The sequence below is a fragment of the Saccharothrix saharensis genome (assembly GCF_006716745.1).
Classification (GTDB): domain Bacteria; phylum Actinomycetota; class Actinomycetes; order Mycobacteriales; family Pseudonocardiaceae; genus Actinosynnema; species Actinosynnema saharense.
On record NZ_VFPP01000001.1, the window covers coordinates 595,688 to 613,463 of the forward strand.

Here is a 17,776-nt window from a genome sequence, read left to right on the forward strand (position 1 = left end):
TCCGCGTTCGAAGGTCACCCGAATGACGCAGTCCACTGAACTGCAGGCCAGTTGCAATGGCCGACAGTTCACCAACGCTGGCACATCCCGCAAAATTGCGGTTCCCGACGTTAGGCGATGGCACTCACGAGGACCCGGCTGCCGACATCCCGAGCACACACCAGGCGAGCCTGGTGTCGAGACACCAGAACAAGCGGACACCCACCCGTGGGATCGACGTACTTGCCGACTCCACTGCCCAAGAGGGCGATGGGTCGGCATGGTCGAGTACAACCTGCACAGTGAGTTCTCTCCACCAATTGAGTGGGCCTACGCCAGCTCGCTCACCGAGCACCGAAACGATGTGTCCCGCGCGAGCGAGATAGTCCGGATGCGATCGCCTGCCGGCACGCACCTGACGCAGGCGCTTACCACGGGCCGCTTTACCTGCAGCGACATAGAGGACCATCCCATCTGCGTAGGGCACCGGTGTCGTATGGCGGCCGGTGACGTGGTCGCCTCTTTCCGACTCTAGAGCGAACCGCATACAGAACGAGGTCGGGGTTAGGTACAATCCCTACGAAGGGTTCTCCCCGCACAAGCGGAGATAGTCCCTTGGCGCGCTCGATGGTGGCGCAAGTTTCCCGCGCAAGCGGGGGTGGCCCATCCCGGCCGCGCGGGCTCGCCGGGCGGGCTTGGTTTCCCCACGCGAGTGGGGGTGGTGTACCTGCCTGTAACCTCGTCCGTGCAGTTAGAGAGCGTATGAAGCCCAATGCCTTGAAGCGCTCACGGGCACTACTACCGTCCGCCGTGGCATCGTCCAGGACGGCACAATGACCGTACACTGCGTCCGCGACATCTAAACCCTGCTCCGCGAGGAGGACGGGCTCGTCGAGTACGGCCCCGAAGCATTCGACGATCCCGACTTCGAATCCCGCAACGTCGTCATGCTCTGGGACGACAACGGACGAGCCGTCGCCGGCGGCACCAACTACCACGACCAGGACGACGACCTGTCACCGTCATCGTCGTCGCCGCCTGCCCTACCGGACTCCGCGGCGACCTCACCCGCTGGCTCCTCGAAATCTCCCCCGGCGTCCTCGTCGGCAAAGTCAGCAAACGCGTCCGCGACCTCATGTGGGCACGGGTCATCGACATGGTCCGCACTGGACGCGCCATCATGGTCCACCACGCCGACAACGAATAAGGACTCGACTTCAAGGTCCACCACCACACCTGGCACCCCGTCGACTACGACGGCGTCCAACTCATGCTCCGCCCCGCCGACCCGCAACCCGACGACACCACTCCCGCACCCGGCGGCAAAAACTGGAGCACAGCAGCCCGCCGACGCCGCTACGGCAACGCTGAACCTCAACCGGTACAGCGCGACCACCCTCGCCGACAGACAACCCGCCGAGACCCGCCAACCGCGACCCTCCGCCAGCTCCGAAGCGAGACACGGCCACTCTAAGCTACTCGGCGGCCCGTGCGTTCCCCGAGCAAACCGATGCCAGAAACGACTCCGCCGCTGTAACGTGCCTGGTCAGGAAGTGTCTTCCCCGCGCGAGCGGGGGTGGTCCCCAGTCGGCGGCTGCGCACAGGCCGATCTGGCGGTCTTCCCCGCGCGAGCGGGGGTGGTCCCGAATACGTCGTGTCCGCGCCGGGAACCAGACGGTCTTCCCCGCGCGAGCGGGGGTGGTCCGTCCATAAACGACGAGCCCAGGGCCCACGATCCGTCTTCCCCGCGCGAGCGGGGGTGGTCCGGCGGACGCCGGGTCGTGTCCTTCGCCGTCGACGTCTTCCCCGCGCGAGCGGAGGTGGTCCGGCTGGCTGTGGGTCGTCGGCAAGGTCGTCACCGTCTTCCCCGCGCGAGCGGGGGTGGTCCATCCACGACCCGACAGCCGGCGTCTCCGTGCTCGTCTTCCCCGCGCGAGCGGGGGTGGTCCCAGGACCCGTACGCGCACCCGGCCGTGCCGGTGGTCTTCCCCGCGCGAGCGGGGGTGGTCCCAGGACCCGTACGCGCACCCGGCCGTGCCGGTGGTCTTCCCCGCGCGAGCGGGGGTGGTCCCAGGACCCGTACGCGCACCCGGCCGTGCCGGTGGTCTTCCCCGCGCGAGCGGGGGTGGTCCCCGCCTGACCTGCTCGGCCGGGTCCATCGCGGCGTCTTCCTCGCGTGAGCGGGGGTGGTCCCAGGAGGTCGACCTGGCGCACGGTCTCGTGCCGGTCTTCCCCGCGCGAGCGGGAATGGTCCTGAGGCTCGAAGCGCTGATTTACAAGCGGTTCAGTCTTCCTCGCGCGAGCGGGGGGTGGTCCGCCCGTGCTCGACGCCATCGGGACGGGCAGCACGTCTTCCCCCGCTGAATCAGCCGCAACGCCCAGGCCGCTCTCTGCGCTGCGCCGACGGAAGTCGGTGATGGACCAGGTCCTCGACGGGTTGGGCTACAGCCCCTGAGCCTCCGGCAAGAGCTCTGCGAAGGTGGCTCTGACTTCCCGCGCGGTGTCGGCGAAGGTCTCCGGATCGGCGGCGGTGAGGTGCTGGTAGATGACCATACTCTCCGAGAGAGTGTTCAGGACTTCCGACATGTCGTCATGCATGTCGTATTTCGACGCGCTCAAGGCGTACAGGGCTTGAGCGAGGCGCGGCAGGTGGGCAGCCGGGTCCGCTCCGGCCAGGCGTCTGTGGATGTCGACGGCTTCCTCGACGGCGAACCGGGCCTGCAGTTCCCGGTTGCACTCGGAGAGCATCATGCTTCAGCGTCACGGACTCCTCCGCGGCGGCGAGGGCGTCGGCGAGTCGGTCGACCTGGAGCAGGTGGCTGCCGTAGTTGTTCAGTGCCGTGGCGAGTTCGAAGGTGTGGGCTGCGGGATTGACCTCTACAATCTTTCGGACGGCCAGCTTGTGCCGCACCACCGACGACGGCACCAGACGCAGAACGCGCCCCCGCCCGCTGAATCGGGCCGTCAGCAGCACCAACGCGACCGCTGCCTCGCTGCACAGCGGGTATACGCCCGTCAGGTTCACCACCACCGTGTCCGCTCCGACAGCAGCAATCGAGCGAAGCCACTGCTCAGAGGCAGCATTCTCGAGTAGGTCACCGCACCGGCCACCCACAGCACCACGGCGTCGTCGGCGAGCTCGCCCAGTTCGATCGACCAGCGGCGCACACAGCGAACGGGAGGGCGATGACCCCTGGGTCGCTTCGGCCGCCCCTGCCCGGCGGGGGCCCACTGCCCGTCGCCACAACAGGCGAAACTCAGGCTCGCCGTCGGGTCGGAGCACCGTCGTGAGGCTCCTGCTGAGAGTAGCCAGCGGTCGCTACAGGTCGGTCAATACACCACAGCCAATCAGCAGTCTTCCCCATGCGACCAAACCGAATGAGAATCGACCATCCGGCGTGTATCGTGCCTGGTCAAGAAGTGTCTTCCCCGCGCGAGCGGGGGTGGTCCGCTGGTGGAGAAGCTGGCCGAGCTGACCGGCGTGTCTTCTCCGCGCGAGCGGGGGTGGTCCCCCATCACCTACGCCGAGTTCAGCCGCCGGATCGTCTTCCCCGCGCGAGCGGGGGTGGTCCGGAGTACCCGCTGGACCGGGTGGCGGCGATTGCGTCTTCCCCGCGCGAGCGGGGGTGGTCCCGCCTTGGTGCCGATGCGCGCGGTGCCGCAGTGGTCTTCCCCGCGCGAGCGGGGGTGGTCCGCTGACCACGGACGGCGAGCTGCGCCAGGACCAGTCTTCCCCGCGCGAGCGGGGCTGGTCCGTCCTTCATCTCCTGCAGGGAGCGACCGGTTCCGTCTTCCCCGCGCGAGCGGGGGTGGTCCGTCCTTCATCTCCTGCAGGGAGCGACCGGTTCCGTCTTCCCCGCGCGAGCGGGGGTGGTCCGGTGATCCGGTGGATGTACCGGCAACTGTTCGCGTCTTCCCCGCGCGAGCGGGGGTGGTCCGTCCACGGGCAGGGGTTGCGGTGTACGTACACCGTCTTCCCCGCGCGAGCGGGGGTGGTCCGCGGGAGTGGCGGCGCAAGGTGGACGCTGCCGAGTCTTCCCCGCGCGAGCGGGGATGGTCCGGTGCTCGGCCTGGAGATCGTCTACCCGGGCACGTCTTCCCCGCGCGAGCGGGGGTGGTCCCTCGGCGCGCAGGTGGCGGCTCGTGACGCCGAGCGTCTTCCCCGCGCGAGCGGGGGTGGTCCGCGGCGGCCGTACCTGAACGTCGAGAAGACCCGGTCTTCCCCGCGCGAGCGGGGGTGGTCCCAGGACAAGGTTGCTGAGCCGGTGGGGGAGTTGCGTCTTCCCCGCGCGAGCGGGGGTGGTCCCTGCGAGGAGTTGCCGAACAGCTCGTAGGCCTGGTCTTCCCCGCGCGAGCGGGGGTGGTCCCCCGCAGTCGTTCGCCCCAACGTCCCTGGCCGAGTCTTCCCCGCGCGAGCGGAGGTGGTCCGACCTGGCGCTGGCGGACCGCGTGGCGAACGTGGTCTTCCCCGCGCGAGCGGGGGTGGTCCCAAGGGCGGCCTGCGACGCTCGATCCCGTCCCGGTCTTCCCCGCGCGAGCGGGGGTGGTCCCAAGGGCGGCCTGCGACGCTCGATCCCGTCCCGGTCTTCCCCGCGCGAGGGGGGGTGGTCCCGGGTTGCGGTAGCCGAAGTCCACCGCCCACCAGTCTTCCCCGCGCGAGCGGGGGTGGTCCGTTCGCGACGGTGCGCCGCTGGTGTTCGGGTACGTCTTCCCCGCGCGAGCGGGGGTGGTCCGGACGTGGTCGAGGTCCGGGTGATCCGGACCGAGTCTTCCCCGCGCGAGCGGGGGTGGTCCCTCGCCGAACACCTCGCTCAGGTCGGCGAGCCGGTCTTCCCCGCGCGAGCGGGGGTGGTCCGTGCCGCTCCCGCAGCTGCTGCCTGAGGGCGGCGTCTTCCCCGCGCGAGCGGGGGTGGTCCGCAGCGCCGACTCGGCGTATGCGACGCGGTGGTGTCTTCCCCGCGCGAGCGGGGGTGGTCTCGCGCCGATGCCCGTCGTGGCCTTCGTGCCGATGTCTTCCCCGCGCGAGCGGGGGTGGTCCGGCCGGCCGCACCTACACGGTCGAGACCTCGACGTCTTCCCCGCGCGAGCGGGGGGTAGTCCCCCGCTGGCCCGGATCGCCCGCTTCAACACCGAGGTCTTCCCCGCGCGAGCGGGGATGGTCCGACCAACGGCTCCGGCGCGGCCACCGACCGGTTCGTCTTCCCCGCGCGAGCGGGGGCGGTCCGAGGACCCGGAGCTGGGCGGCCTGATACGCGTGGTCTTCCCCGCGTAAGCGGGGCGAGTCTTCCTCACGCGCGCGGCCCGTCAGTCCATGGCCACCCTCGTCCAATCACGGCATGCCAGCGCGTTCGGACCGCACGCCTCGACCAGACGCCGTGCCGACGTACCCCAATCCGAAGACGCCTGCGCAGGGTCTCAGCCAAGATCGGACCCCGGTGCGCTTCCTAATGACGAGCGTCCTCCAACCGAGCCTGATGCAGGAGCGCAGCCGCCGCGTCGAATACGACATCGTCGCCACCATGAGGTGCCCTCCTCGACCACCGCATCATCCCGGACGACGACCGTCCCGTTCACAGCCCGCAACAGCTCCGGCCCGACCTCCGCCCAGCCGATCAGCAACAACGGGCCGACAGCGTCGAAGGCGGCCTTGCCGAACTGACCGGCGACCAACGGATCAGCGACGTCAACGCCAACGTCACCAGACTCGAGAAATCAAAAGGCGTAGAGCAGGCTGAAGCTACTCCCGACTGGCACCGCACACGGGCACCGGATGGACCGACCGCACCCTCACCACGCTGACCGCCCGGCTCACTCCGCTCGAGACCCCGCACAGCCCGTCCATCGACATCGCCTCATGCCGCGTGGCCGGCTGGGCCACAGCCGATCATCTGCGCACCGACCTGGTCGCCCAGGCGTTGGACAACGCCGTGCGACACCGCCGCCCCGAACCCGGAGTGATCTTCCACGCCGACCGCGGCTGCCAATACACCTCCCGCCGGTTCGGCGCCCTCGCTCGCACCGCCCGCTGGGTCCGCTCCGTACTCGCCTACCGCAGCTGGACTCCCGCAGGTAGGCTGAGCCACCCTCCTTTCGCGGCCTGCGCGACAACCTCGCGCCTCACGACGTCCGTACGACGAAGCCCGACTGAAATCCGGATACTCCTGGGCACGACCGGCGACCGGAATCGACATCGTGGGCGCCTGGGCGCGTAGTATGCGGAGTCTTCGCCACCGACATGCCCAAACCAGTTGCGTCGTGGGAATACTTGGCGTCGTACGCGGACAACCAGCGGCGCGACGCGGCATCTCTGCTCGGCCGGTCCTGCGTGACGTCGCAGGACCGGTCACGATGCGGGTCACCGGTCGTAGGTGTCGGCCCACCGGGCGAAGACCCTGGCCGAATTGTTGACGTCCAGTGCCCGCGCGGCGAGATCGCGGAACTTCCGCTCGTGTACGGCCACGGCCTGCGGGTCGTCCTGGAAGACGGTGACCGTGTCGGTTTCCTGGACGACGACGGGCGGCTCCGGCTCGCGCAGGGTGATCAGCGTGCTGCCATGGCGCACGAGCGTGCCGCCGTTCGTCCTCATGGGCACGAGCCGCACGCGGACGTTGTCCGTATGCCACATCGTCAGCGTCAGCAGTTGTTCGGTCATGACGCGCGGATCGCCGACCATCTGATGGACCGCGGCCTCGTGGACGAAGAAGTGCACGACCGGGCCTCGGGGATGGTGCAACAGACGCTCCTGGCGTTCCCTGCGAATCCTGGCGACCTGTTCGTCGCCGCTGATGGCACGGGCGTAGTCCTCGGTCTGCAGCAGGCTCGGGATGATCAGCGGTTCGTACGTCGAGATCGCCACGGCCAGGTCCTCGTGCACGGCCAGCGCGGTCAGCGAGTCCGCGGCCGGGTCGTTGGGGCGCAGGAAGCTGCCGGTCCTGGGCTCGTTGACGATGCGTTGGATGCGGTCACGGGTCGCTGCGTCCGCACCCAGCTGTCCGACGAGGGCTCCGACGTCGCGGGCGTCCGCGCTTCGTCTGCCGACCTCGAGTTTGGCCAGCCATCCGGCCGAGCGTCCCAGGCTCTCGGCCACGGCGACCGCACGTCGGCCCGTTGCGCTGCGCAGTAGCCGCACCTCTCTTCCCAGTTCCCGGTCGCGGGCGGTTCCGGGCCGGGCGCTCTCCGGATCATGACGGTCCTCGTCGTCCATTTGGACCTTTCTCTGGCGGGTTCGGCAACGCGGGGAGCCGGGTCGGGGACGACACGGCTCGGTTGTCAGTCGGGGCGGCGTGACCTGGTCCGGGTGTCCGCCAGTCGGTACAACGTCCGCACGGACTGGTCCGGATCGAGCGCCACCTGGTCCAGGCGGTCCAGCGCGGACCGGTAGGCGCGTGCGTGGTCGCCCTCGGCGAACACGGTCGCGTGCTGGGTCTGGCTGTAGGCCAGGGGCTCGACGGGGGCCTCGAAGGTCATCACCGTGAAGTCGTGCCGCAGTAGCGGGTCGGTGGTCGTCGGAACGAGCCGTACGCGCACGTTGGGCGTATCGGTCACCAGGGACGCCAGCGTCGCAGCCTGATCACGCGGGATCTCATCGTCGCTCGCGTCCGACAGCATCGACTCGTGCACGAAGAACAGCGCGGTGCACGACGTCCTGAAGCGCAGCCGCTGCCAGCGCTCCAGACGACGGCGCACGGCCTGCTCGACGTCCTGGCAGTGCGCCAGCGCCGCACGGGCGTAGCCCTCGGTCTGCACCAGCGCGGGCACCGCCGACCGTTCGTAACAGGTGATCGTCGAGGCGACCGCCTCGTGCACGGCCAACACGGTCAACTCGTCGGGTGCCCGCCCAGGGTGGGGACGGAGGAAATGCCCGGTGACCGGCTCGTCGACGAGCCGGTTGATGCGGTCGCGGGTGGCCAGGTCGGCATCACAGAAGCCGAGCAGCACGTCGATCTCCCATGGACTCGCGCGGCGTGTCCCGGATTCGATCTTGGACAGCCATGCCTCCGAGTAGCCCAGGTACCGAGCCAGATCGGCGGTCGAGTGCCCGCGACGCTGTCGCAGGCGGCGCAGTTCCTCGCCCAGCTCGCGCGTCTGGGCGCTGCCCACTTTCCGCTTCCCCGGTGATTGCGGGAGCGACCGTCCCGACGACGTGGTGCTCTGCAACGTGGAACCTTCCGTAACGTCAGCTGATGAGTCGTCATCCGTCGGATGCACCGACGGTGATAGCCGGTTCATCCCGGGTTCGTGCGGCGCTTCGCGGGTAGAGGTGCCAGGGTCGGCAGGGGACGGCGGCGATCGGCCTCCGCCAGGGCGTCCCGGATCCGGGCGTCGTATCCCGGCACCGGCCGGTAGTAGCGGCGGCGTGGCCTGTCGCCGGGCCACTCGTCGTCGCTTTCCACCCGCGAGGTCAGCCAGCCGAGTACTTCGATCCGGTGCAGGATCGGTATCACCGTGGCGGGATACATCCCCCGCTCGGTGGAGACAGCGCTGCCGTAGGTCTCCTCACCACGTGCGTGGTTGGCGAGTACCGCCGCCAGCACCACCCGGGTGTGAGGGGTCATCCGTAGCCGCACGGTCTCCTTCTTCCAGTTCGCGGATCCTGTCGCGTACGGACCGGGTGGCGTCGCCCCCGGTGCCGATGAGCAGGCCGATGGCACGGTTGAACCGCCGGTACGCCTCGGCGCGGTTCCCGGACAGCCACAGCGCCCGGCCCAGCTCGGGCAGGCAGGCCGCACGTCCGGCGGGATCGTCCAGTTCGGTGAACAGCTTGTCGGCCCGGGAGAGGTATTTGACCGCGGAGTCGTGCCGGCTGACCTCGAGCATCAGCGCTCCGAGATGGACAAGCGCCGCCGCGGTGCCGGGCCGGTCGTCGTGCAGCAGGTACAGCTCCAGCGCCTCGTCGGCGCATCCGACGACTTTGTGCAGCCGGCCCTGGGCCCGGTAGGTGGCGGCCAGGTCGCCCAGCGCGGCGGCGGCGGTGTCCGGGTCGTCGTCGCGCAGGCGGTGGATCGCCAACTCGCGCATTCCGGCGACGGCGGCCAGGCGCAGCGCGCCTCGCAGGCGCAGGGACGCCGCGGCCCGGCGGAAGCCGGTGGCCAACAGCAGCGACGTGGGCAGCACGGCGGCGAGTTCCGCGCCGGCGTCGAGCAGGTCGCGCGCCCACGCCTCGTTCACCTCGACGGGCACCACCGGCCACACCTCGGCGAACAACGCGACCGCCGGCTCCGGCTCGGTCAGCGAGTCGCGCAGCGTGGCCGACAAGTGGTCGCGGTGCGCGCCGAACCACGTGTGGCCGGTCTCGTCCCCCCGGCCGACGGTGGTGCGGGAGATGGTGCGCAGTTCCCCCAACAGCCGTGCGACCGCATGGCGCGGCTCGTCCACGTGTGGTCAGCCCTTCTGCTGTTCCCGAGCACCGCCCCGGCCGCGCAGTCGCACGCCGGCTCCGAGGAGGATCCGGCGCACGAACCCGTAGGAGCGGTCGATCGACTCCGCCAGTGTCCGGATGCTCGCGCCCTTTCCGTACTGCTCCTTCAGCCGGGCGGACAGGTCCTTCCGTGCGGTGCCGGTGACGCGGGTGCCTTTGGCCGGTGTGGTCATATTGGGCGTCCCTTTCGATGGTGGCGGATGTGTCCGGGCTGGTGAGGGTGACCAGCCGGGGTCAGGTGCGGTTGGCGCGGCGCGGACCGCCGTGGCTGCGCAGCGTCGTGCCGGCCTTGAGGAGCACGGTGCGCACGAAGACGTAGGAGCGGCCGACGGACTCCGCCAGTGCCTGGATGCTCGCGCCCTTCTCGTACTGCTTCTTCATCCGGTCGCCGATCCTCTTTCGTGCGGTGCCGGTGATCTTGCGGTAGCGGATCGGCCGTGCGGAGCGGGTCATGTCGCGAGTCCTCGCGGTCCGGTGTCGTCGTGGTTGTGGTTCGGCTCAGCCGAGCAGGAGAAGCGGCACCGCGTCCCGGCCGGGACGCCCCACCAGGCCGGGACGCGGTGGCGGTCGACAGGAGTCCGGGGGAACGTCCTGTCGACCTGGTGACGGGCCCGCGAGGAGGGGGCGGCCCGTCGGAGGGGGTAGCTGGGGTGTCATTGCCGGTCCGGCTCCGGCCCGTGCTGTGCGCGCAGGCCCGACGCACGCTGGGGGTGACCGGCGTGCTCGAACAGCCCGGCGGCCAGGGCGCGGTGGCGGGCGGCGTCGTCGTGGGCGCCGGCCGCGGTCTCAACCCGGCCGATCAGCTCGTGCAGTTCGGCTAGGTAGAGCCGGTCGGTCGGCGGGTCGAGCAGGCCCAGCGCCCGGGTCGCCTCGGCCCGCGCGCCGTCCGGGTCGCCGAGGTCGAGCAGGATCGCGGCCAGCACGGTCAGCGCCCTGGCCGTCTCCACGGGCCGGGGCACGGGGTTGAGCAGGGTCAGGTGCACCGCGATTCGCGCCGCGGTGCGGGCACCGACGAGGTCGCCCAGTGCGTGGCGGGCCTCGGCCCGGTGCCGCCAGCGCAGCCCGATCACCCACCAGGGCGCCCCGCGACGGCGGTCCACCGTGATCGCCCGGTCCAGCACCGGCAGCGCCGCAGCAGGGTCGGCGGCCGCGATGTGGGCCTGCGCGAGCGTGGACAACGCGGTCGCCAGCGCCACGTCGTCGCCGCGTTCGTCGGCCAGCCCCATAGCCCGCAGGCACACCGGGGCCGCCTCGTCGGGGCGGCCCAGGCGCAGCAGTGCCCACCCGTGCCGCGACCACGCCGTCGACTCGTAGCGCTGCGCCCGACGCCCGTCGGCGTGCACCCCGAGACGGCCGACCGCCTCGGCGGCGATGCGCTGGGAGAGCAGGACGTCGGCTACATGCCCGCCCGACCGCAACGGCACCCACAGCGCCTCACCGAGCATCCAGGCCAGGTCGTCCAGGTCCAAGTCCACGGCCAGCCGCTGCACCGCGAGCAGACACGCGTGCTCGCGGTCGAACCACTCGCGCGTGGCGGCGCGGCCAGCGAACCGGTACAGGCCCCGCAGCGGGGACACCGCGTGCTTGCCCGGCTCGACCGCCTCCGACGCGGCCGTGGCCAGGATCGCGACGTACTCGACCAGCCGCTGCAACGCCGCGATCACCTCGACGTCGTCGTAGGGCGGCCCGCCCGTCGCGCGCAGGATCGCGGGCACGTGGAAGCGGACGTCGCCGTCGCCGTGGTCCCGGGTGGTCTGCGCGAGCAGGTTGCGGTCGACCAGCTCCGTCAGCGCGGCGTCGGCCCCGGCCGGGTCGGCGGCCAGGACGCGGATGGTGTCGCGGCCGATGTCGGGGACCGGCAGCGCGCGCAACGTCCGCCACAGCTGGCGGGTGGCGGCGGGCAGGTCGTCCTCGGCGAGGGTCACGGCGGCCGTCCAGGTCTGCGCGGGCTCGGGATCGCGGTCGCGGTAGCGGGCGGCCAGCAGGCCGACGGGGAGTTCGGGGTGCGCCGCGAGCTGTCCGCCCAGCAGGCTCAGCGCCAGCGGGTGGCCGTGGCAGGCTGCCGCCAACTCACGGAGCTCGTGCACGGCGCCGGCGCGCTCGGGACCGGCGTAGGCGGCGAGCAGGTCGATCGCGTCCTCGTCGGTCAGCGCGAGCAGCCACACCATCCGTGCGCCGTTGATGGCCAGGCCGGGCAGGCGACGGCAGCTGGTGATAACCGTGAGGCAGCCCGGCGCGGCGGGCAGCAGGTCGCGGACCTGCGCGGTGTCGGTCACGCCGTCCAGCACCAGCAGCAGCCGGCGGCTGCTGGTCATCGACCGCCACAGCCCCGCCAGCTCGACATCGGTCGGAGGCAGCCCTGCCTCGGCCACTCCCAGCGCCCGCAGCCAGCGCCGCAGCACCACTGCGGCGGTCAGGCCCTGCTCGGTGAAGTCGGCGTGCAGGTGCCCGTCGGGGAACAGCTCGGCGTGTCGGTGCGCCCAGCGCAGCGTCAACGCCGTCTTGCCCATGCCCGGCAGACCACTGACCACGACTACCTCGCCGGAGCCCTCGCCGTCGCCGCCCGCGGCGAGCACGGCCGTCAGGCAGCCCAGCTCGCGCTCCCGGTCGACCCACAGTGCCGGACGGCGCGGCAGTTGGCGTGGCACCGGTGGCACGAACACCGGCAGCAGCTCGTGCACGGTGATCGCCCCCGCTTGCACCACCGGGCCCACGACCCGGCCGCCCACAGCGTTGCCCACCTCCATGCTCACCACCCGCCCTCCCCGCGTCGGCGCGGGTCGGGACGCGGCGCTGGAGGCGAGGCGCCCGGCGGCGAGCCGAGCGGCAACAGCGCCGTCCCATGCACGCGTCGGCGCATCCGGTCCGCATAAGGCGAGTGGGCGCGGTCGAACAGATTCAGCGCCTGACGCAGCAGCGCGGGCCAGGTGGGATCCTGGGTAGCCGCGGCGACGTCGGCCTGCGCCTTCACGATGCGGCTCTGTTCGGTCAGGTTGCCCGGCGCGACTTGCCGCACCCGCTCCGGCGCCTTCACCAGCACGGCACGCGCCTCGCGGAACCGGCCCGGCGCGGTCAGCGCGCGGCCCCGGGCGGCCAGCATCAGTGCGGCGTTGCAGTCGTTCTGCTCGAGCAGCTCGGCGAACACCGTTTCCGCCGTCTCGAGCTCGCGCAGCGCGCCGTCGGCGTTACCTGCGACCAGCGCGATCGAGCCCGGGTCGAAGAGAGTCAGCATGTACGCGCGCCACGCGCCCGATGCGGCGTAGGTGTCCAGCGCAGCGGTGTCCTTCTCGCCGGTCTGCTGGAGCAGACCGGCTGCCACCAGCTGGGTCAGGTCGGTGTCGAGCCAGTCGGGTCCGTGCTCGGGCGACAGAGCGTGAGCGGCGCTGCGTTCCAGGTCGTCCTGCGGGGCTGCGCGTACCGCGGTGCACAGGCGGCGGGCGGAGTCGGTGAAGTCGTCTTCGGCCAAGGTCACAGCACGTCCAGGGGTCCGAATGGTCGGGGATGGTGTCCAGCTGGTGGTCAGTGCTTGTCCTGGGCCGTCACGTCGGCCAGCAAGTCACGGATTCGGTTGGCGTGGGGCGAGTTGACCGATTCGTACAGGCTCAGGGCTTCGGCGAGACGCTGCCGATAGGACGAATCCTCGGTGGCGCGCGCGATGTCGGCCAGCAGCTCAACAGCCCGCGCGCTCTCCACGGCATTGGCGAAGGCCGCCAACCCGCCCAGGGCTTCGACCGCCAGATCACGGGCTTCTCGGTAGTGCCGCAGACCTAGGTGGGCTCGAGCCAGATCGATGCGCACGCGCAGGGCGTTGTACTCGTCCGGCTCGGCCAGCGCGGCGAACTCCTCCACAGTGCGCTGCAACTGGACCAGCGCAAGGTTGTACTGGCCGGTGTCCACGTAGAGCGCGCCGAGGTTGTGGTTGGCCAAGCACTGCTCACGCAACGCGCCCACCACCCGGTAGGTGTTCGCGGCCAGGCGGAACTGCGTGGCGGCGAAGTCACTGTTGCCGACAGCCCGGTGGTAGAGACCCAGGGCGTTGCGGCAGTCTGCCTGCCCCCACTGGTCGCGCAGCGTCAACCGCAGCGCCAAGGCCGCCCGCAGCGCCTCGTGGGCCTCCTCGTACCCACCCATAGAGATCTGCACGAGCCCGATCCGCTTGAGCATCTCCGCCTGAGCGGCCTCGTCGTGCAGTTCCCCGGCTGCGCGCAGCGCGAGCGCGTCCAGCTCCAAGCGCATCGTGTAGTGCTTGCGGTGCAGCCACAACGGCCACAACGCGTCGACCAGGAGCAGCACCCGCTGGTACTCCCCCATGGTGTACAGGGCACGGACGTAGGCCGCGATGGTGTCGATGTGCAGGTCGAGCCAGGTCAGCGCCTGCGCGCGGTCGGTGAACGCCACCTCGCCGATCGCGGCCAGGGCCCCAGGCCGAGCAAGGGAAGGCATCCGGCGCCGGTACGGGGTGACCAGCGTGTCGGCGGCACGCAACGCCGGCCACAGCACCTGGTCGACCACACGCACGACGACGGCGGCCCGGACTTCCGGAAGGTCGAGCGTGTCGGCGAGTTCACGGGCGACCTGGTGAGGCACCGCCTCGATGGTCCACACCGGCCCGGCCATGCCGGTCGGATCGCCGGCGGCACTCTCGGATGCGGTGTCGAGCGGGTAGTCGACCAGCAAGTCGGCCCTGGTCAACTCGTCGATCAGCTGCCGCACGCGGCTGTCCCGCCGGGATAGGGAGTTCGCCGGGTCGAGGTCGAGTTGGTAGTCGGCGGCCTCCTTGGTCCCGGCCGCAAGCGGGTGCTCCGGAGCGGGTGGGAGCAGCGCGGTCAGCATGCGGAATGAGAACCGGCTGGTCGGTTGAGTGCCGATCAGCCGGAAGAGAGCTTGGCCGAGCGGGGTCAAGCCGTCGTAGTCTGCCCGGACTGCGTGGTTCACGAGGTTGTCGCCATTCGGTCGAAGGTGTCCAACGGGCGGTTGAGGTCGTCGACCAGGTCCGCTAACGGCATACCGGGGCGGAGCGCCGTGGCTGCGGCGAAGGCGGCGATGGTCAGCGGACGCCCGTGACACAGCTCGACCGGCCTGGCGGCGGCCAGGAGGTCGGAACACGCGCGATCGGGGCCGGTAATGCCTTGGAACAAGGCCAGCCTGTGTTCGGAATCCAGGGGTCCTACGTGGTGGACGCGCACGCCGTGCTCGACCAGCGATCCCAGTGGGTGGCGGTTAGTGGTCACCATCAGACAGGCGGAGCCACCGGGCCGCAGCGACGTCACTTGCCAGCCGTGGTCGACGTCGTCGAGCAGCACCACCAAGGTCCGGTGGGCGGTCAGCGTGCGATACAACGCGGCGCGGTGCTCCGGATCGGCGAACAGCGCATGCTGCGCCACGCCCAGCGCGAGCAGAAACCCCGCCAGGACCGACTCCGACTCACGGGTCTGTCCCGGGCCGCCGATGTCGAAGCGGGCATACAGCACCCCATCGGGGAACTGCTCGCCGATGTCGAGCACCCACCGCACCGCCAAGGTCGACTTCCCGATGCCGGTGGCATCATGCAGGCCGACCACCATCAGCCCTTCGCCCCTCTGATCACCGGCTCCGTGGGTCTCGGCGAGCACGAGGCTCAACCGCTCCCGGTCCCCTTGCCGTTCAGTGAACGCCCGGGTGACCGGCGGCAGCTGCTGCGGGACCCTCACGGCGCCAGCGGTTGAGCCCGGCAGTTGGATGTTAAACACGTCGACGCTGCCCGCTTGCAAGGCCGGGCCGTGCACCATTCCACCGAGGTGGTTGGCCGTGTCGACGCCACCGGACTTCATGCCACCGCTCCCAGCACACACCGAGGTCCGGCACACGTCGCCATCGACCGCGTCTTCGGCATGGGCTGGCAATGTGGTGACAACCGCGGCAGTGGTGACATACGGCATGTGCGAAGTGCTCCCCCCTGCGAGTCGAGCTCGGACAAGGCATCCGTTACCGACCCGACCGCCTGCGCGGTGACCGCCTTTCGCCCAAGAGAAAGGCGGTCGCGTGGGCGGGAACCGAGACGATGACGGATGCCGAGTGAAAGCCAATCGCCCGCTACTGACTCACGCCAGGCGAAGAAGCGGCAACTTTGCGGCAATCTTGCGGTATCAACTGTCCACCGAACGGGTGATGCACCATGCCACGATGCCGAATAACCTGCTGTTTCTCTGCCGTCCCGACTACCGTTCCGGGTCCAGGGAACGAAGGGAGCAGCGGGGATGCCGAAGCGCGAAGGGCTCCAGGAGCGGCGAACCAAGCGTGGGTTCACCCAGGAGAGCTTGGCCGCGTTGCTGAACGTCAGCCCTCGTACCGTGCGTGGCTGGGAGGCGGGCACCAGCGCTCCCTACCCTGAACACCGCCAACCGCTCGCCGACGCCCTCGATGTAACCCTCGACGGCCTTGACCGACTCCTCGATGGACTCTCCCTCGGCGAATCCGGAATCACCTCTGCGGCGCGCTTCGACTCCACTACAGTTCACACCGCCGGACGAGGTCGAGTCCCAGCCTTCTTCGCAGGATCCTCGGGCGGCAAAAGGAAGCCGGACAATGTGGAGGAGCTGCTGATGAACGCGGCCGAGGAGTCCTTTGACTTCCTCTCTTGGGCGGAATCCACCAACGTCGGCGATCTGACCATCGAGCAGATGCACACCGAGGTGCGGCGTATCGCTCATGCCTACCTCAAGGTACCCACCCTGCCGCTGTTCTCCCGCACCCTGGCGCTGCGGGACCGGGCGTTTGGCCTGCTGTCCGGGCATCAGGCCCCGCGTCACGCCCGCGAGCTATACGCCGCGGCCGGGTGGTCGCTCACCCTGCTGTCCTGGATCTCGGTCGACCTCGGCCGCCCCGATGCCGCCGAGGACCACGCCCGCGCGGCATGGATGTGCGCCGAGCGGGCCGACCACAACCCGCTACGTGCCTGGGTACGCGCCACCCAGCACACCGCGGCCTTCTGGCAGGCCGATTACGACACCGCCGCCCAGCACGCGGCCGACGGCCTGAACTACACCGGCACAGGCACAGCCAAGCTGTTCTTGTCCAGCGCCCTCGCCTTGGACCTGGCCCGCGCAGGACATGCCGACAGGGCCGACAGCACGCTACTTCAGGCGCAGCAGATAGCCGAGACCGTCACGCGCGCCGAGGACGAACTCGCCGGGCCGCTGACCTGCTCGCTGGAGCGCGCCGGATCGCTGTGGTCGGACACCGACCTGGTGCTGGGCCGCGCCGACAGTGCCCTGGCCTACGCCGACCGGGCCGTGGCGGCGTTTGAAGCCGCCCCGAATGAACTCCGCAACCGGGGCTCGGAGCGCATGACCCGCGTCCAGCAGGTCAAGGCGCACCTCGTGCTGCGCGATCTGGCCAGCGCCGAGGGCGCCCTGCGCCCGGTGCTCGACACACCTCCCGTCAACCGGGTCCGCCCGCTGGTCCACCGCGTGACCGAGGTAGGCACACTGGCGACAGAGATCGGCGGCTCGACCGATGCCACAGCGCGGCGCATCCACGGGGCCGTTACCGACTTTCGCAGGGACACCGTGATCGAGGAGCTGACCGCGTGAGTGCGACCGAGCCGATGCGCGACCACTGGTGGTGGCGACCTGGCTGGAAGACCGGCCGATCCTTCTACACCTGGCACGTCACGTTCGCCGACCAGCCGGGCGCGCAACGCCTCGTCGCCGACTATGCGCCCGTCCTGGAAAAGCTGCCCCAACTCGACCCGGTCCCGAGCCGGTGGTTGCACCTGACGCTTCAAGGCATCGGCTTCACCGACGAGGTGGCAGATGACGACGTGGACCGCATCGTGCGGGCCGCCCGCCAGCGTTGCGCCGAGCTGGAGCCGTTCACCGTCGCCATCGGCCCGGCCCACGTCGACCCCGAGACCATCCAGATGCCCGCCCGACCACTGGAACCGCTGGCTCGATTGCGGCTGGCCATCCGCGCCGCCATCGGTGACGTCTGGGGGCACGACAACGTGCCCGAGCCCGAGGCCGGATTCCGGGCGCACGTCAGCCTCGGCTACTCCAACACCGCAGGCCCGGCCGAACCCGTCGCGCAAGCCTTGGACGCCCACGGCGGATACACCGGCGAGGTCACCGTGACCTCGGTGTCGCTGATCAATCTCAACAGGGACCGCAAGGCATACGAGTGGACCGACGTCGCCTCAGTACCGCTCGGCGGGGGCACACCGTCCCGGACGTGACCGGTTGCGCGGATGGCGACGGCGCGCCAGAGGCGGAAATCTAGCGGCAGACTTGCGGCAATCCTGCGGCAACGCTCATCCGTCGAACGGGTGATGCACCGAGCTTCGGCTCGATTCACCTGCTGCTTCCCCACCGTTTCAACTACTGTTTCGGACCCGGACACGAA

15 protein-coding genes and 1 CRISPR repeat array are annotated in these 17,776 nt (G+C 70.3%); of the genes, 4 read left to right on the forward strand and 11 right to left on the reverse strand.

Annotated features, from left to right (window positions below):
• Positions 1-1,003 precede the first annotated feature (1,003 nt).
• A complete protein-coding gene (cas2e, locus tag FHX81_RS41720; protein ID WP_246108214.1) occupies positions 1,004-1,186 on the forward strand; it encodes a type I-E CRISPR-associated endoribonuclease Cas2e in 183 nt (60 codons plus the stop codon).
• Positions 1,187-2,421: 1,235 nt separating this feature from the next.
• On the opposite strand, the gene FHX81_RS02170 is transcribed toward cas2e, so the two are convergent.
• Positions 2,422-2,730, reverse strand: coding sequence for a hypothetical protein (locus tag FHX81_RS02170; RefSeq protein WP_170231892.1), 309 nt, complete (start codon positions 2,728-2,730; stop codon positions 2,422-2,424).
• 671 nt (positions 2,731-3,401) lie between these two features.
• Positions 3,402-5,203: direct repeats of the CRISPR family, unit length 28 nt; unit sequence GTCTTCCCCGCGCGAGCGGGGGTGGTCC.
• Positions 5,204-5,825: 622 nt separating this feature from the next.
• On the opposite strand from FHX81_RS02170, the gene FHX81_RS42780 reads away from it, so the two are divergent.
• Entirely contained in the window at positions 5,826-6,191 is a 366-nt protein-coding gene (locus FHX81_RS42780) for a DDE-type integrase/transposase/recombinase (protein ID WP_425473872.1), read from the forward strand.
• Positions 6,192-6,334: 143 nt separating this feature from the next.
• Here FHX81_RS42780 and FHX81_RS02180 read toward each other — a convergent pair whose 3' ends face one another.
• The 10 genes from FHX81_RS02180 to FHX81_RS02225 form a co-directional block, all read right to left on the reverse strand.
• Positions 6,335-7,183: a helix-turn-helix domain-containing protein gene (locus tag FHX81_RS02180; protein WP_141974961.1), complete on the reverse strand. Its 849-nt coding sequence runs from the start codon at positions 7,181-7,183 to the stop codon at positions 6,335-6,337.
• A gap of 65 nt (positions 7,184-7,248) precedes the next feature.
• Complete coding sequence (locus FHX81_RS02185) at positions 7,249-8,208, reverse strand: helix-turn-helix domain-containing protein (RefSeq protein WP_141974962.1); 960 nt, start codon at positions 8,206-8,208, stop codon at positions 7,249-7,251.
• Positions 8,205-8,513: a PadR family transcriptional regulator gene (locus tag FHX81_RS02190; protein ID WP_211363351.1), complete on the reverse strand. Its 309-nt coding sequence runs from the start codon at positions 8,511-8,513 to the stop codon at positions 8,205-8,207. Before FHX81_RS02190 ends, FHX81_RS02185 begins: the two co-directional genes overlap by 4 nt.
• Entirely contained in the window at positions 8,476-9,354 is an 879-nt protein-coding gene (locus tag FHX81_RS02195) for a tetratricopeptide repeat protein (protein ID WP_141974963.1), read from the reverse strand. The genes FHX81_RS02190 and FHX81_RS02195 overlap by 38 nt, the downstream gene beginning before the upstream one ends.
• Before the next feature lie 6 nt (positions 9,355-9,360).
• Complete coding sequence (locus tag FHX81_RS02200) at positions 9,361-9,570, reverse strand: helix-turn-helix domain-containing protein (protein WP_141974964.1); 210 nt, start codon at positions 9,568-9,570, stop codon at positions 9,361-9,363.
• 61 nt (positions 9,571-9,631) lie between these two features.
• Entirely contained in the window at positions 9,632-9,850 is a 219-nt protein-coding gene (locus FHX81_RS02205) for a helix-turn-helix domain-containing protein (RefSeq protein ID WP_141974965.1), read from the reverse strand.
• 200 nt (positions 9,851-10,050) lie between these two features.
• Positions 10,051-12,144, reverse strand: coding sequence for a tetratricopeptide repeat protein (locus tag FHX81_RS02210; RefSeq protein WP_246108215.1), 2,094 nt, complete (start codon positions 12,142-12,144; stop codon positions 10,051-10,053).
• Between the two features lie 2 nt (positions 12,145-12,146).
• A complete protein-coding gene (locus tag FHX81_RS02215) occupies positions 12,147-12,869 on the reverse strand; it encodes a hypothetical protein (protein ID WP_141974967.1) in 723 nt (240 codons plus the stop codon).
• Between the two features lie 47 nt (positions 12,870-12,916).
• The gene (locus FHX81_RS02220; RefSeq protein ID WP_141974968.1) at positions 12,917-14,299 is read right to left on the reverse strand and encodes a tetratricopeptide repeat protein; all 1,383 of its coding nucleotides are present in this window, start codon (positions 14,297-14,299) and stop codon (positions 12,917-12,919) included.
• A 29-nt stretch (positions 14,300-14,328) separates the two neighbouring features.
• On the reverse strand, positions 14,329-15,315 hold the full coding sequence (locus tag FHX81_RS02225; RefSeq protein ID WP_141974969.1) for an NB-ARC domain-containing protein: 987 nt from the start codon (positions 15,313-15,315) through the stop codon (positions 14,329-14,331).
• A 318-nt stretch (positions 15,316-15,633) separates the two neighbouring features.
• On the opposite strand from FHX81_RS02225, the gene FHX81_RS02230 reads away from it, so the two are divergent.
• Complete coding sequence (locus tag FHX81_RS02230; protein WP_141974970.1) at positions 15,634-16,968, forward strand: helix-turn-helix domain-containing protein; 1,335 nt, start codon at positions 15,634-15,636, stop codon at positions 16,966-16,968.
• A complete protein-coding gene (locus FHX81_RS02235) occupies positions 16,965-17,609 on the forward strand; it encodes a 2'-5' RNA ligase family protein (RefSeq protein WP_211363352.1) in 645 nt (214 codons plus the stop codon). The genes FHX81_RS02230 and FHX81_RS02235 overlap by 4 nt, the downstream gene beginning before the upstream one ends.
• Positions 17,610-17,776 lie beyond the last annotated feature (167 nt).

Coding starts and splice junctions, on each gene's coding strand:
- FHX81_RS02170 (WP_170231892.1), bottom strand. CDS start 2,730: ATGATGCTCTCCGAGTGCAACCGGGAACTGCAGGCCCGGTTCGCCGTC.
- FHX81_RS02180 (WP_141974961.1), bottom strand. CDS start 7,183: ATGGACGACGAGGACCGTCATGATCCGGAGAGCGCCCGGCCCGGAACC.
- FHX81_RS02185 (WP_141974962.1), bottom strand. CDS start 8,208: ATGAACCGGCTATCACCGTCGGTGCATCCGACGGATGACGACTCATCA.
- FHX81_RS02200 (WP_141974964.1), bottom strand. CDS start 9,570: ATGACCACACCGGCCAAAGGCACCCGCGTCACCGGCACCGCACGGAAG.
- FHX81_RS02205 (WP_141974965.1), bottom strand. CDS start 9,850: ATGACCCGCTCCGCACGGCCGATCCGCTACCGCAAGATCACCGGCACC.
- FHX81_RS02210 (WP_246108215.1), bottom strand. CDS start 12,144: ATGGAGGTGGGCAACGCTGTGGGCGGCCGGGTCGTGGGCCCGGTGGTG.
- FHX81_RS02225 (WP_141974969.1), bottom strand. CDS start 15,315: ATGCCGTATGTCACCACTGCCGCGGTTGTCACCACATTGCCAGCCCAT.
- FHX81_RS02230 (WP_141974970.1), top strand. CDS start 15,634: ATGCCGAAGCGCGAAGGGCTCCAGGAGCGGCGAACCAAGCGTGGGTTC.